Below are 13,574 nucleotides of genomic sequence, written 5' to 3' on the forward strand. Positions count from 1 at the left end.
GATTTCACAGCATGGGAATTTGGATTCTAAACGGACTAACCGTTGATGTAAATAATGTTCAATCAAAGAAACACATTTTGGTGGAGAATGATAAGATCGCTCAGGTTGTAGATGCTACGAATGGTGAAACACCACAAACTGTAGGTCATGAAGTCATAGACGCAGCGGGCAAGCTTGTATCACCTGGCTTCATCGATATGCATGTTCACTTGAGAGAGCCTGGCTTTGAACATAAAGAGAACATTGCGACAGGAACACGTTCCGCAGCAAGAGGCGGCTTTACTACGATTGCTTGTATGCCAAATACAAGACCGGTTATTGATACGGTAAATACGGTAAATTACATATTAGATAAAGCAGCAACAGAAGGCGTCGTACGCGTCATTCCTTATGGAACGATCACGAAGAATGAGCTTGGCCGTGAGCTGACAGATTTCGCAGCTTTGAAAGAAGCGGGCGTTATCGGTTACACAGACGATGGCGTTGGCGTTCAAAGTGCGCAAATGATGAAGGATGCCATGGCATTGGCTGCATCCCTCGGTATGCCAATCATCGCTCACTGTGAGGATGACACGTTGGTTGTTGGAGCACCAGTGAGCGAAGGGACATTTGCTACAAAGCATGGCTTGAAAGGCATCCCGAATGAATCCGAAGCGATTCATGTAGGACGCGATGTGCTGCTAGCTGAAGCGACTGGCGTTCACTATCATGTATGCCACGTTAGCACGGAGCAATCGGTTCGCTTGATCCGTCATGCGAAGCAGTTCGGCATCAAGGTTACTGCTGAGGTTTGTCCGCATCATCTAGTGCTTTCGGAAGAAGACATTCCAGGGATGGACGCGAACTGGAAGATGAACCCGCCGCTTCGTACGCCGCGTGATGTACAGGCTGTCATCGAAGGACTTGAAGATGGCACAATCGACATCATCGTGACGGACCATGCGCCGCATACGGAAGAAGAGAAAGCGAAGGGCATGATGCTTGCGCCATTCGGAATTCTCGGTTTCGAAACAGCATTCTCCTTGCTGTACACGAAATTTGTGCTTACTGGCAAATGGAAGCTTGGCTTCCTTGTGGATCGCATGACCAAGAAGCCAGCTGATGTATTCGGTCTTCCATACGGAACATTGGAGGTAGGCAGCGCGGCAGACATTACGATCGTTGACCTGGATACTTCCAAAGCTGTTCTAAAAGAAGAGATCGTATCTCGCAGCAAAAACACACCATTCATTGGTTGGGAGCTGAAAGGCTGGCCGGTTGTGACGATTGCTTCTGGTAAGGTCGTTTGGTCATAAAAAGTTCGGAAAAGGCTGTGGTTTAAAGTCTAAATCACGCGAAGCATCTATACGATCAATGAAAAATCGTGTATATTTATACAGAAAGATTAATCTTTATGCAAGTCCGTGAAGCGTGAAATCGTAAGCATGACATCCGCGGTTCGAGAGAACCGCCTGACAATAGCGAAGGAGTTGAAAGAACATGCAGGCAAGATTGTTGCTGGAAGACGGCACTCTTTTTACAGGAAAATCGTTCGGTAGTGAAGGTGAATCCGTCGGCGAGGTCGTTTTTAATACAGGTATTACTGGTTACCAAGAGGTACTTTCGGATCCTTCTTACTGTGGACAAATCGTAACGATGACGTATCCACTACAAGGGAATTACGGTGTGATTCGCGATGATTTCGAGTCCGTGCGTCCATTCATCCACGGTTTCGTTGTGCGTGAGCATGAAGAAATCCCAAGTAACTGGAGAGCTCAGTACACGCTAGGCAGCCTGTTGAAAGAATACGGCATTGTAGGCATCAGCGGCATCGATACACGCATGTTGACTCGTAAAATTCGTCATTATGGCGTAATGAAAAGTATCCTGACAACGTCCAATAAATCCGTTGAAGAATTGATGGCAACTCTTAAAAACACGCCGCTCATGACAGATCAAGTTTCCCGTGTTTCTACGAAAAGCGTTTTCGGTGCTCCAGGGCACAAAGAGCGTGTTGTTCTAGTCGACTTCGGAGCAAAAAGCGGTATCATCCGTGATCTTAGCAAGCGCGATTGTGATGTTGTGGTTGTTCCACATAATGCAACTGCTGAACAAATTCGTCGCCTTGCTCCAGACGGTGTATTGCTGTCGAATGGCCCTGGGGATCCGAAGGATGTTCCATACGCAGTTGACATGATTAAAGGCTTGCTTGGCGATATTCCGCTATTCGGAATTTGCTTAGGTCACCAATTGTTTGCACTCGCTTGTGGCGCAGACACAGATAAATTGAAATTTGGTCATCGCGGCGGGAATCACCCGGTTAAGGATCTTACTTCCGGCCGTTGCTACATTACATCGCAAAACCATGGCTACACTGTTAAAGAAGATTCCATTCAAGGTACGAATCTTGAAGTGACACACATTAACAATAACGATCGCACGATCGAAGGCTTACGCCATAAGCAATACCCAGCGTTCTCGGTTCAATATCACCCAGAAGCAGCACCTGGACCATTTGACTCCAGCTACCTGTTCGATGATTTCATCTCGCTGATTCGTCAGCATAAGCTAGATAACCCACAGCAGCCGCGCCAAGCGCAAATGCTTGCTCAGTGGAATGCTTCCACGGCATCGACATCTGTGAAGGAGGAACTGCAATATGCCAAAAAATAATACACTCAAAAAGATTCTCGTTATCGGTTCCGGTCCGATCGTTATTGGTCAAGCGGCGGAGTTCGATTACGCTGGTACACAAGCTTGCCAAGCATTGAAAGAAGAAGGCATGGAAGTTATCCTGATCAACAGCAATCCAGCTACAATCATGACAGATACGAACATGGCTGATAAAGTATACATTGAGCCGATCACGCTTGAGTTCGTTACACAAATCATTCGTCAAGAACGTCCGGATGGCTTGCTTCCAACACTTGGCGGACAAACGGGTCTTAACATGGCGGTTGAACTTGCTCGTGCAGGCGTTCTAGAGAGTGAGAATGTTAAGCTTCTTGGAACTCAGCTTACAGCGATTGAGAAAGCGGAAGATCGTGACCTTTTCAGAGACTTGATGAGAGAGCTAGAGCAACCTGTACCAGATAGCGTTATCGTAACAACAGTGGCTCAAGCCGTTGATTTTGCTAACGAAATCGGCTTCCCAATCATCATTCGTCCTGCTTACACACTAGGTGGAACAGGCGGCGGTATTTGTAACACGATGGAAGAGTTGACAGAAATCGTTGCTTCCGGGATTCGTTACAGTCCAATCGGACAGTGTCTCGTAGAGCGTAGCATCGCGGGTATGAAAGAAGTCGAGTACGAAGTAATGCGTGATGCGAACGACAACTGTATCGTGGTATGTAACATGGAGAACTTTGATCCAGTAGGCGTACATACAGGCGATAGTATCGTTGTAGCACCAAGCCAAACATTGTCGGACCGTGAGTATCAAATGCTGCGTTCTGCTTCCATTAAAATTATTCGTGCCTTACAAATTGAGGGTGGCTGTAACGTACAGTACGCACTTGATCCACATAGCTTCCAATATTACGTTATCGAAGTTAACCCGCGTGTAAGTCGTTCATCAGCACTTGCATCCAAAGCAACTGGTTATCCGATTGCCAAGATGGCAGCGAAAATTGCAATTGGCTACACACTTGATGAACTAGTTAACCCAGTAACGGGTCAAACGTATGCTTGCTTCGAACCAGCATTGGATTACATCGTTTCCAAAATCCCACGCTGGCCTTTCGATAAGTTCACTGCAGCAAACCGTAAGCTAGGTACGCAAATGAAAGCGACTGGCGAAGTTATGGCGATTGGCCGTACGTTCGAAGAGTCCATTCATAAAGCGATTCGTTCCCTAGAAATCGGCGTTCACCGCTTGTTCTTGAAAGAAACAGATCTACTAGATAAAGAAACGTTAGAACTACGTTTAGTAAAACCAGATGATGAGCGACTGTTCTTACTAGCAGAAGCATTCCGCAGGGGATATACGGTGGAGCAATTGCAAAATTTGACGAAAATTGACTGGTGGTTCCTGAACAAAATAAGCGCACTTATCACGTATGAGAAGGAAATCGCAGCCAAGGATCTAACTGCTGAGCTTATTTTCGAAATCAAGCGTAAAGGCTTTACAGACCGTGCGATTGCGGAAATCCGTACATTGGCAGGCTGCTCGACCTTCACGAAAGAAGCGGATGTAAGAACATTCCGTTTGCAACAAAACATTAAACCAGTCTACAAAATGGTAGACACGTGTGCGGCTGAGTTTGAAGCTTCAACACCTTACTACTACTCCACATACGAGCAAGAAGATGAAGTAACAGAAACAACGAAAGAGAAAGTTGTTGTTCTAGGATCGGGTCCAATTCGTATCGGTCAAGGGATCGAGTTCGATTACTCCACGGTTCATGCCGTATGGGCGATTCAAGCTGCTGGTTATGAAGCGGTTATTATCAACAATAACCCTGAAACCGTATCAACAGACTTCAATACCTCAGATCGCTTGTACTTCGAGCCATTGTTCTTCGAAGACGTAATGAACGTGATCGAACGTGAACAGCCAATCGGCGTAATCGTTCAATTCGGTGGACAAACGGCGATTAACTTGGCAGCACCTTTGCACAAAGCAGGCGTTCGCATTCTAGGTTCTGATCTAGAAAGTATCGATACAGCTGAAGATCGTAAGAAATTCGAAGCGTTGCTTAGCAAAATTTCGGTTGCACAACCTCCAGGCGGCACTGTAACATCTGTCGATCAAGCGGTTGGTACAGCAGCGAAATTCGGCTATCCGGTTATCGTTCGTCCTTCCTACGTACTAGGTGGACGCGCAATGGAAATCGTCTATTCGGATGAAGAGCTACTTAGCTACATGGAGTATGCGGTGAAAATCAACCCTGAGCATCCGGTTCTAATCGACCGTTACATGCTTGGTAAAGAGGTAGAGGTTGACGCCATTTGTGATAGAGAAACGGTTCTAATCCCAGGGATTATGGAACACGTTGAGCGCGCTGGGGTTCACTCTGGTGACTCGATCGCCGTATATCCGCCACAATCCATTTCAGAAGAGATTAAGCAACAAATTATCGATATCACAACGAAAATCGCCTTAGAGTTGAATGTAGTTGGTCTAGTGAACATCCAGTTCGTTATTCATAACGATCAAGTGTATGTGATCGAGGTTAATCCGCGTTCTTCTAGAACGGTACCATTCTTAAGCAAAGTGACTAATATTCCGATGGCAAATGTGGCAACACGCGTAATCATGGGTCAAACACTTGCCGACATGGGCTACCAAGGTGGTCTATGGCCTGAAGATAAGTACGTTTCTGTCAAAGTACCGGTATTCTCCTTCGCGAAGCTTCGCCGTGTAGATACAACACTCGGGCCTGAAATGAAGTCCACGGGTGAAGTTATGGGGCGCGATATCAATTTCGCAAAAGCCTTATACAAAGGTTTGATTGGTGCAGGCATGAAAATTCCAGCTGCAGGATCCGTTGTGGTCACTGTTGCGGATAAAGATAAAGATGAAGCGATTGAAATCTTGAAAGGCTTCTACCGCTTAGGCTACAAAATCATTGCAACAGGTGGAACTGCCGAGGCAATTGCACAAGCCGGTCTTCCAGTTACAACCGTGAACAAGCTTAGTGAAGGCTCACCGAACATTCTTGACCTTATCCGTAGCGGTGATGCTCAGTTCGTTGTGAACACATTGACTAAGGGTAAAACGCCTGAGCGTGACGGCTTCCGAATTCGTCGTGAAGCGGTAGAGAACGGTGTCGTCTGTATGACATCCCTCGATACGGTTAGAGCGCTAGTCAATATGCTAGAAACGATTAACTTCTCCTCACGTGCAATGCCAATTCATGTCTAAGGGATGGTGCCAAACTTGAGTACATTAACACGCACAGATGTTACTGGACGCATTATGGTCGCCTTGGATTACGCGAACGCAGAAGGTGCTGAAGGGCTGCTTAAGCAGCTCGAAGGCATCCCCTGTTATGTAAAGGTAGGAATGCAGCTGTTTTATGCTGCAGGTCCTACCTTTGTCGCGAGTCTGAAGGATCGCGGCTACAAGGTGTTCCTCGATGTGAAGATGCATGACATTCCGAACACTGTCAAGGGCGGCGCGGAAAGCGTGACGCGCCTTGGGGTTGATGTGTTCAATGTGCATGCTGCCGGAGGCAAGCACATGATGGAAGCCGCCTTGGAGGGGATCGACAAGGGGCTAGCTTTAGGGGCAGCACGCCCGATCGTGATCGGCGTGACGCAGTTGACCAGCACCTCGCAGCAGGTGCTGAATGACGAGATCGGCCTGGCCGGTACGACCGAGCAGGCCGTCATTCGGTATGCCCACTTGGCGCAAGCCGCGGGGCTTAACGGGGTCGTCGCGTCACCGCTTGAGGTGACGGCGATTAAAGCGGCGTGCGGTGACGGCTTCGTCACCGTGACGCCAGGCATCCGCCCGGCGGGGGCCGACGTGGGCGACCAGTCGCGCATCATGACGCCGGCTGAGGCGTTCGCGCAGGGGACGGACTACGTCGTAATCGGGCGTCCGATCACAGGCGCAGCGGACCCAAGAGCAGCGATTGAAGCGATTATCGATTCAATCGTGTAGTTTTCAAGAGCTGTTCGATCTAACTTTGAAAGGAACGGTGAGGTATGAGTAAGCTCGAAACAATCGCGCAGCATATTGCAGCGTCGTTATTAGATATTGAAGCGGTGGCTCTTCGTCCGCAACAGCCTTTTACATGGACATCGGGACTGAAATCTCCCATTTATTGCGATAATCGTTTGACCATGTCACACCCCGCTATCCGTGATGCGATTGCCGATGGTTTCGTCGCATTGATCAAGGAGAAATTCCCTGAAGCAGAGGTTGTTGCAGGAACGGCAACTGCTGGCATTCCACATGCAGCTTGGGTAGCTCAAAAGCTAGGTCTTCCGATGATCTACATTCGCGATAAAGCGAAAGGACATGGCAAAGAGAACCTGATTGAAGGCTCTGTGAAACCAGGTCAAAAAGTCATCGTCATCGAAGACTTGATTTCCACGGGTGGAAGCTCGCTGAAAGCGGCAGTTGCCGTGAAAGATGCGGGAGCTGTAGCACTTGGTGTACTAGCGATTTTCTCCTATCAGCTGGATAAAGCAACAGATGCGTTCGCGGCGGCAGACATGCCTCTACACACGCTGTCTAACTATTCGACCTTGCTAGAGGTTGCTTTGGAAAAAGGGAAGATCCAGCAAGCGGATATGGAACTGTTGCGTTCATGGAGAGTCAATCCTTCTGCTTACGGCGTTTAACTGTTTCACAATGACGAGAATTGACGAAATGTGTATGATTACAAGATTTCGTGAAGAACCAAGCGCAGGTTACCGCTCCAGCGGCGCCGCACTTGGGTGCTAATCTTGACATTCGCGATTAATTAAGAAGAAGCTCTACCTTTTCGCAAAGGTGAGCTTCTTTTTTTGTTCAATTTTGTTTGGTAAGCAAGTGAATGAACGCTTGCAGGGGCTGGGACATCCACTTTTTCGGATGAATCGCCATTTGTAAGTCCATAGAGAGCTGCGTATGCGTAAATGGGAGCTGTACGAGCTTGCCCTGTGCAAGTTCACTCGCAACCGTGATCCGCGGCAACAAGGCGATCCCTAACCCGCTCATCACACAATGTTTAATCGTTTCTACATTGCCTAACTCGAAGCCGATTTTTAGGGCGACGGCATTGTCTTTCAGCAGCCTTTCAAACTTCCCTCGATAGATACAGCCTTCCTCCGTGACGATAAATTCCGTGTTCCCGAGGTCGGCGAGCTGAATATGCGATTGCTGAGCTAAAGTGTGATCCAGTGGAGCAATGAAGACGAGCTGTTCTTCTCTGACACTTGAACATACGAGTGTAGGATCTGCTGGATATTGATCTAACAAGAGTCCAATATCATAATCTCCTTCTTTTACCTTGGTGAGGATAGAGGCTTCGCTGTCAGGGAAAAGTTGGATATTTAGCCCAGGATAAAGTTGCTTTAATTCATGGAGAAAAGGAGGTAAATAGTAAGCTGCCAGGGAGTTAATGGTCCCGATTGTTAAAGTTCCGCTCACTTGATTCGCTATCATTTCTTTGGATTGATCATAAATCTCCAACATTTGCTGCGTTAGCACGAGTAAGCTTTCTCCAGGTGGCGTGAGGCGTAACTGTCGCCCATACCGTTCAAATAGGGGAACACCATATTCACGTTCCAGCTTTTGAATTTGCATAGTTATGCTTGATTGCGCATAGCCCAATTCTTCTGCAGCACGTGTGAAGCTTTTCCTACGGGCAACCTCCCGAAAGGTACGGAAATACGTCAGATCCATGTATGGCCTCGCTTTATTATCAATATTTTTGATGAGTTCTATCATTTATTATAGCTAACTGTGATGGATAGTTCCATGCTAAAGTAAATGTACAAACAAACGAGGCAGGGAGATGGTTATTTTGCTAAAAGAAAAAGACCTACAGGGGATTTATGTACCCATCATCACCCCTTTTGATCAAGAACATGAAGTGGATGCAGCATCCTTTTACAATCAAGCTTATAACCTGTTTCAAGATGAAATAGATGGATTAGTTGTCAATGGGACAACTGGGGAATCACCCACCATTACGAAAGACGAGCTTGGTGTCTTGTTCGCTACAGCTCAAGCAGCTCGTGACGCAGCGCATGTTCAGGTGCCTCTTATTGTAGGAACAGGAACGAATGATACATTATCAACGGTTAGAAAAACAGAAGAAGCTGGCAAACTAGGAGCAGAGGCTGCGTTAGTTGTGGTACCTTATTACAACAGACCAAGTCAGCAGGGGATCATTGAGCATTTTCGTCGGGTAGCAAGAGTTGGTGTGCCTGTGATTTTATATGATGTTCCGCATCGCACAGGGGTGACACTAGAGCTGGATACGGTGCGTACCATTCTCGACATCGATGGTGTTATTGGCATGAAAGATAGTACGCCTAACATCGGGCTGGTTACGGAGTTGACTAGACTGGGCTCTAAACCTGTTCTATGCGGTGAAGACACGTTACTTTTTGCAGCGCTGCAAGCAGGGGCCAAAGGTGTGATGAGTGCTTCAGCGAATGTGGAGACGGAGCGATTTGTTTCGTTTATTCGTAGTTATGCACAGGGGGCCTATGAGGAGAGTCGAGAACAATTTGAGGAGTTGCTTCCACTTATCCGTCTGCTGTTCCAAGAGCCTAATCCAGCTCCGATCAAATGGTTGCTGCACCAACAAGGCGTCATCGGGTCAGGTGCTTTGCGGTTACCACTTTTACCTGTGACAGAGGGCTTACAAATGAAATTAGCTACCTATATATAAAATGCAAGGAGTTGTTGCGGGAAATGGAACGAACGAGAGTATTTACGGGTTCACCGTGGGAACCTGTGGTTGGTTACTGCCGAGCCATTCGCGTAGGGGACCGGATAGAGGTTGCAGGTACAACCGCGATGAAGGATGGCGAGGTGGTTGGTGTAGGCAATGCCTACGAGCAAGCACGATTCATTCTTCAAACGATTGAACAGGCGCTTCAAGAACTTGGCGCACAGCTATCCGATGTCATTCGAACTCGGATGTTCGTGACGGATATTTCGTTGTGGGAAGAGTTCGGTCGGGCACATGGTGAGTATTTTCGAGAAGTGCAGCCTGTGGCGACGATGGTTGAGGTGAAGGCTTTGATTGACCCGCAATTGCTGATTGAGATAGAGGTGGAGGCCGTTGTAGCGCCGCGTGAGTTGTAAATGGTGAATGGAAGCGCTACATCCCCAAGCTCAGCGATGTCGTTATTGCTGGTTTGAGAGGAGTAGCGCTTTTACTTTTGACTCAGCAAGTGAAGGAGTCCACTAACCCACGCGTTTACCCAAAATAATCAAATCACGCTCAACGCCATCTAACTCGGCGACCCCGGGCAAATGCGCCCAATTGGTAAAGCCAAATTTGCGGAAAAGCTGCAGACTCGGCTCGTTGTGCCCGAAAATAAAGCCTAACAACGATTTCAGCCCAAGCTTGGGACTTACTTCAAGCGCTTGTTCCATCAAGTATCGACCGATGCCTTGTCCACGATAGGCTTCATCCACATAGATGCTGACTTCCGCAGTTGCGTTATAGGCAGGGCGCCCGTAGAAGGACTGGAAGCTCAGCCAACCACAAATGCCACTCTCATTTTCAAGCACCCATAAAGGTCGGAAATCGGCGGAATGCTCATGAAACCAGCGCTCGCGGCTGGCTGTTGTGACTGGCTCTGTGTCTGCTGTAACCATGCGTCCTGCGATCGTTGAGTTGTAGATGCGTACGATTTCAGATAAATCTTCCAATTGTGCATCGCGTATATGTAATTGCTTCCCCATTGAAGTTACTCCTTTTGTTTTAGCTTAGTTAGTAGTAGTTTTACTCTCAGACAGCTCGGCAAGCTTCAACCAGTATCGGCTGATCGTCTCCGTACCATTGTCCCAATTCATCAAATGGAAATGCTCATTCGGTGCATGAAGATTCTCACCAGGCAATCCAAAGCCCATAAGGACCACAGGCGCATCCAATACACGTCCCAAAACCTCAACAATCGGAATAGACCCGCCACTACGCGTGTAAACCGGCCATTCACCAAATGTTTCCTCATAAGCTTCCGCTGCAGCAACCATAACAGGTTCATCTATAGGTGTGATAAAAGGGTTACCTCGCAATTGACGGTCCAACGAAATGGACACGCCTGGAAGAACCTGTGCATGAATATGGGCTTCGACCAAATCCATGATTTCTTCTGGGACCTGCGCAGCGACTAGGCGGCATGCGATTTTAGCCGTAGCGCGATTCGGAATAATCGGTTTGATCCCCTCACCTTGGAAGCCGCCACTAACTGATGTGATTTCAAGTGTAGGTCGGGAAGTCGTTTGCTCATAGAAGGAGAAGCCTTTCTCACCGTAAAGATCCGTAACATTTAAATTCGTGCGAACCTTATTCTCATCGGGTTCAACTTGCTTGAAGGCTTCGCGTTCTTTGTCTGAGAGCTCAATGACACGGTCATAAAAGCCTTTTACAGCTACATGACCGTCCTCATCATGGAAGGAGCTTAGCAGCTTGGACAAAGCGTGAATCGGATTCTGAACCGCACCGCCAAAAAGACCCGAATGCAGGTCACTATTGGCACCATCGATGGTGATTTCGAATCCTGCTAAGCCGCGAAGCCCGTACATAAGCGCTGGCTTGCCAGGACCGTGCATTTGCGTGTCGGATAACACGATGGAATCAGCTTGCAATTTAGCAGCATGAGCTTCAACAAACGCAGGGAGGTTCTTACTCGCAATTTCTTCCTCACCTTCAATGCAGAATTTCACGTTAACCGGAAGCGTTCCATGTGTTTGTAGAAAAGCCTCAACAACCTTTACATAAAGCAGGAGCTGGCCTTTGTCATCTGTACTTCCACGTCCGAACAGCTTATTATCACGGATGATCGGCTCAAAAGGAGGCGACTCCCAAAGATCTAATGGCTCAGCGGGCTGCACATCATAATGGCCATAAATTAGAACCGTCGGTTTGCCAGGCGCATGTAACCAATCCGCATAAACCACGGGATGCCCTTTCGTTGGCATGATTTCGATGTTATCGAGTCCTGCCTTTTTTAAAGACTGAGCAGTCCACTCGGCACATCTCAGCATATCTGGTTGGTGCTGGGCAACAGCACTAATGCTTGGAATCCGCAAAAACGCCAAGAGTTCCTCTATGTGTTCATCCTTATGTGTTTGTAAGTAGCTTTTGATCGTTTCAATCATGGGTGTAATCTCCTTTTTCTGCTGCCAAATAGTCTACATCACTTAACTTCCCCAAAAGCAGGGAAATTCCTGCTATTCCTTTAAACCGTCACAATTTTATTGTTATATGGTCAAAAAAATGCAGTCCCTACGTAAAGAAGCAACGCAGCGTGTTGGGTTGCTAATAAGAGAACCTTAATATGGATAAGCTAAAGGTAACGATCTGAATATAATGGAGTGATGAACATGAACTGGATTTATTGGGCGAAATTGTACGATTCGAAGTTTCAAGCTGGTTGTTTAGCCAAGAGAATGGAAGAAGATTGGTGGATCTATGGGTATGAGTGCCCGCAGGAAGTTGAAGTGTATAAGTCGAAAAAGGGCCGTTTCGGCGTGCGGTATAACACGTAATTGAACGGACTATGCATAAAATTAACGCTTGACTAAGCCTGCGCCGTTAGTGTATATTTATTTTTGTCGCTGTTGAGCGGCACTCATGACGCGGGGTGGAGCAGCTCGGTAGCTCGTCGGGCTCATAACCCGAAGGCCGCAGGTTCAAATCCTGCCCCCGCAACCAAATTTCATTAGGGCCTATAGCTCAGTTGGTTAGAGCGGTCGGCTCATAACCGATTGGTCGGGGGTTCGAGTCCCTCTGGGCCCATAGCACGTAAACCCTTGATTTATAAGGGTTTTTATTTATTTTAGGGGACGAAATATGAGAGATAAGAAAATATTTTGTAATAATTTGAAAGCGCTATCTTGACAGCGGTTATATAGAGATGTTAAGCTTGCAGTGTGAAGTAACTCAAGGAAGGAACCATACTTAATGTCACTGCTTCATAAGATTGGGAATAATCCGATAATTGCCGCTGTTCGAAAGGTTGAAGATGTCGAAAGTGCACTTGATAGCCGAGTAGAGAACCTTTTCTTCATGGGTGGAAATGTGAAAGAAATCATCCATGCCGTTAGGCTTACGAAGGAAAGTAAGAAAAGTGCTTTTATTCATTTAGATTTAATTCGAGGTTTATCGAGTACGGATAAGGAAAGTGTGGATTTCATCTCCGATTACGTCGGTGCAGATGGAATTGTGACAACTAAAAGCCATTTGATTAAGGAAGCGAAACGGGTCGGCTTATTCGGAATTCTTCATCTGTTTATACTAGATTCATCTGCATTGATGAACGGGTTGAATGTTTCTCAAAACGTACGACCAGATGGTGTCGAACTTATGCCAGGTGTTGTCTCGAAGATTATCCATACATTTTCCGAGACACTTACCGACATTCCTGTAATAGCAAGTGGATTAATTGATTCGAAAGAAGAAGTTAAGGAAAGCCTGAATGCGGGTGCGACTTGCCTGTCTGTAAGCGATAAAGCTTTTTGGAATCTTTCTTTTGAAGATCTATTTTAAATCAAATATAATTTCATAATAGTTAGTTTGGAGTGAAGGACGAGAGAAAGCTCTAAACAATGAACTAAGAACTTAGGTTCTTTATGTTTATTGTTTATGTAGCTTTCTTTTTTCTATATATTGATACATTCAAAGGTCACTAACGGGGAGGAACATCCAAATGTAATTGAGAGTACTTATCATCGTTGGAAGTCTAGGCATAGATACAATCCGACAATTTACTTTGACTTATCTTCGAAAATCAATAAGTACTTGGCAATTTAGCGAGTAAATAAGCTAAAGCTCTGAAGAATGGAAACCATATGACTAGTAGAAAGGTTCTGATAAACATATGCAAACAATAGATTATAAGTTTCTCAGGATGGCAGATGTATACTTTTTTGACCTTGATGGCTGCGTTTATCATACGGATCATCCAGC

At 46.6% G+C, this 13,574-nt stretch carries 12 protein-coding genes and 2 tRNA genes; 11 read left to right on the forward strand and 3 right to left on the reverse strand.

Going from position 1 to position 13,574, the window contains the following annotated elements; all coding sequences use genetic code 11:
• Positions 1 to 11 precede the first annotated feature (11 nt).
• The 5 genes from AC1DVJ_RS24825 to pyrE all read left to right on the forward strand — a co-directional run bounded on the left by AC1DVJ_RS24825 (position 12) and on the right by pyrE (position 7,278).
• On the forward strand, positions 12 to 1,295 hold the full coding sequence (locus tag AC1DVJ_RS24825; protein WP_477594398.1) for a dihydroorotase: 1,284 nt from the start codon (positions 12 to 14) through the stop codon (positions 1,293 to 1,295).
• 184 nt (positions 1,296 to 1,479) lie between these two features.
• Positions 1,480 to 2,652, forward strand: coding sequence for a glutamine-hydrolyzing carbamoyl-phosphate synthase small subunit (carA, locus tag AC1DVJ_RS24830; RefSeq protein WP_477594400.1), 1,173 nt, complete (start codon positions 1,480 to 1,482; stop codon positions 2,650 to 2,652).
• Positions 2,639 to 5,848, forward strand: coding sequence for a carbamoyl-phosphate synthase large subunit (gene carB / locus AC1DVJ_RS24835; RefSeq protein WP_477594402.1), 3,210 nt, complete (start codon positions 2,639 to 2,641; stop codon positions 5,846 to 5,848). The genes carA and carB overlap by 14 nt, the downstream gene beginning before the upstream one ends.
• Positions 5,849 to 5,902: 54 nt before the next feature.
• Complete coding sequence (gene pyrF / locus AC1DVJ_RS24840; protein ID WP_477594425.1) at positions 5,903 to 6,592, forward strand: orotidine-5'-phosphate decarboxylase; 690 nt, start codon at positions 5,903 to 5,905, stop codon at positions 6,590 to 6,592.
• A 44-nt stretch (positions 6,593 to 6,636) separates the two neighbouring features.
• Complete coding sequence (gene pyrE, locus AC1DVJ_RS24845) at positions 6,637 to 7,278, forward strand: orotate phosphoribosyltransferase (RefSeq protein WP_477594405.1); 642 nt, start codon at positions 6,637 to 6,639, stop codon at positions 7,276 to 7,278.
• Positions 7,279 to 7,447: 169 nt separating this feature from the next.
• Here pyrE and AC1DVJ_RS24850 read toward each other — a convergent pair whose 3' ends face one another.
• Entirely contained in the window at positions 7,448 to 8,323 is an 876-nt protein-coding gene (locus AC1DVJ_RS24850) for a LysR family transcriptional regulator (protein WP_477594407.1), read from the reverse strand.
• 112 nt (positions 8,324 to 8,435) lie between these two features.
• Between AC1DVJ_RS24850 and dapA the strand changes: the two genes are divergently transcribed.
• Both dapA and AC1DVJ_RS24860 read left to right on the forward strand, forming a co-directional pair.
• Entirely contained in the window at positions 8,436 to 9,320 is an 885-nt protein-coding gene (dapA, locus tag AC1DVJ_RS24855) for a 4-hydroxy-tetrahydrodipicolinate synthase (protein ID WP_477594409.1), read from the forward strand.
• Between the two features lie 23 nt (positions 9,321 to 9,343).
• Positions 9,344 to 9,739, forward strand: a complete 396-nt coding sequence (locus AC1DVJ_RS24860) for a RidA family protein (RefSeq protein ID WP_477594411.1) — start codon at positions 9,344 to 9,346, stop codon at positions 9,737 to 9,739.
• A gap of 102 nt (positions 9,740 to 9,841) precedes the next feature.
• Here the strand turns inward: AC1DVJ_RS24860 and AC1DVJ_RS24865 are convergent, their stop codons facing one another.
• Entirely contained in the window at positions 9,842 to 10,345 is a 504-nt protein-coding gene (locus AC1DVJ_RS24865) for an N-acetyltransferase family protein (protein WP_477594413.1), read from the reverse strand.
• Positions 10,346 to 10,369: 24 nt separating this feature from the next.
• Positions 10,370 to 11,764 (reverse strand): dipeptidase, encoded by a 1,395-nt coding sequence (locus AC1DVJ_RS24870; RefSeq protein ID WP_477594415.1) that lies wholly within the window; start codon positions 11,762 to 11,764, stop codon positions 10,370 to 10,372.
• Between the two features lie 225 nt (positions 11,765 to 11,989).
• On the opposite strand from AC1DVJ_RS24870, the gene AC1DVJ_RS24875 reads away from it, so the two are divergent.
• From AC1DVJ_RS24875 to AC1DVJ_RS24890, 4 genes are all read left to right on the forward strand, one after another.
• On the forward strand, positions 11,990 to 12,154 hold the full coding sequence (locus tag AC1DVJ_RS24875; RefSeq protein WP_167356966.1) for a hypothetical protein: 165 nt from the start codon (positions 11,990 to 11,992) through the stop codon (positions 12,152 to 12,154).
• An 89-nt stretch (positions 12,155 to 12,243) separates the two neighbouring features.
• Positions 12,244 to 12,320, forward strand: a tRNA-Met gene (locus tag AC1DVJ_RS24880).
• Between the two features lie 10 nt (positions 12,321 to 12,330).
• Positions 12,331 to 12,404 (forward strand) — tRNA-Ile (locus AC1DVJ_RS24885).
• Positions 12,405 to 12,569: 165 nt separating this feature from the next.
• Complete coding sequence (locus AC1DVJ_RS24890) at positions 12,570 to 13,154, forward strand: glycerol-3-phosphate responsive antiterminator (RefSeq protein WP_477594417.1); 585 nt, start codon at positions 12,570 to 12,572, stop codon at positions 13,152 to 13,154.
• Positions 13,155 to 13,574 lie beyond the last annotated feature (420 nt).

This window comes from Paenibacillus sp. P4_A9 (genome assembly GCF_056402415.1).

What these genes read in the sequence shown, in the direction of transcription:
- AC1DVJ_RS24825 (WP_477594398.1), top strand. Translation starts at nt 12, where the DNA reads ATGGGAATTTGGATTCTAAACGGACTAACCGTTGATGTAAATAATGTT.
- carA (WP_477594400.1), top strand. Translation starts at nt 1,480, where the DNA reads ATGCAGGCAAGATTGTTGCTGGAAGACGGCACTCTTTTTACAGGAAAA.
- carB (WP_477594402.1), top strand. Translation starts at nt 2,639, where the DNA reads ATGCCAAAAAATAATACACTCAAAAAGATTCTCGTTATCGGTTCCGGT.
- pyrF (WP_477594425.1), top strand. Translation starts at nt 5,903, where the DNA reads ATGGTCGCCTTGGATTACGCGAACGCAGAAGGTGCTGAAGGGCTGCTT.
- pyrE (WP_477594405.1), top strand. Translation starts at nt 6,637, where the DNA reads ATGAGTAAGCTCGAAACAATCGCGCAGCATATTGCAGCGTCGTTATTA.
- AC1DVJ_RS24850 (WP_477594407.1), bottom strand. Translation starts at nt 8,323, where the DNA reads ATGGATCTGACGTATTTCCGTACCTTTCGGGAGGTTGCCCGTAGGAAA.
- dapA (WP_477594409.1), top strand. Translation starts at nt 8,436, where the DNA reads ATGGTTATTTTGCTAAAAGAAAAAGACCTACAGGGGATTTATGTACCC.
- AC1DVJ_RS24860 (WP_477594411.1), top strand. Translation starts at nt 9,344, where the DNA reads ATGGAACGAACGAGAGTATTTACGGGTTCACCGTGGGAACCTGTGGTT.
- AC1DVJ_RS24865 (WP_477594413.1), bottom strand. Translation starts at nt 10,345, where the DNA reads ATGGGGAAGCAATTACATATACGCGATGCACAATTGGAAGATTTATCT.
- AC1DVJ_RS24870 (WP_477594415.1), bottom strand. Translation starts at nt 11,764, where the DNA reads ATGATTGAAACGATCAAAAGCTACTTACAAACACATAAGGATGAACAC.
- AC1DVJ_RS24875 (WP_167356966.1), top strand. Translation starts at nt 11,990, where the DNA reads ATGAACTGGATTTATTGGGCGAAATTGTACGATTCGAAGTTTCAAGCT.
- AC1DVJ_RS24890 (WP_477594417.1), top strand. Translation starts at nt 12,570, where the DNA reads ATGTCACTGCTTCATAAGATTGGGAATAATCCGATAATTGCCGCTGTT.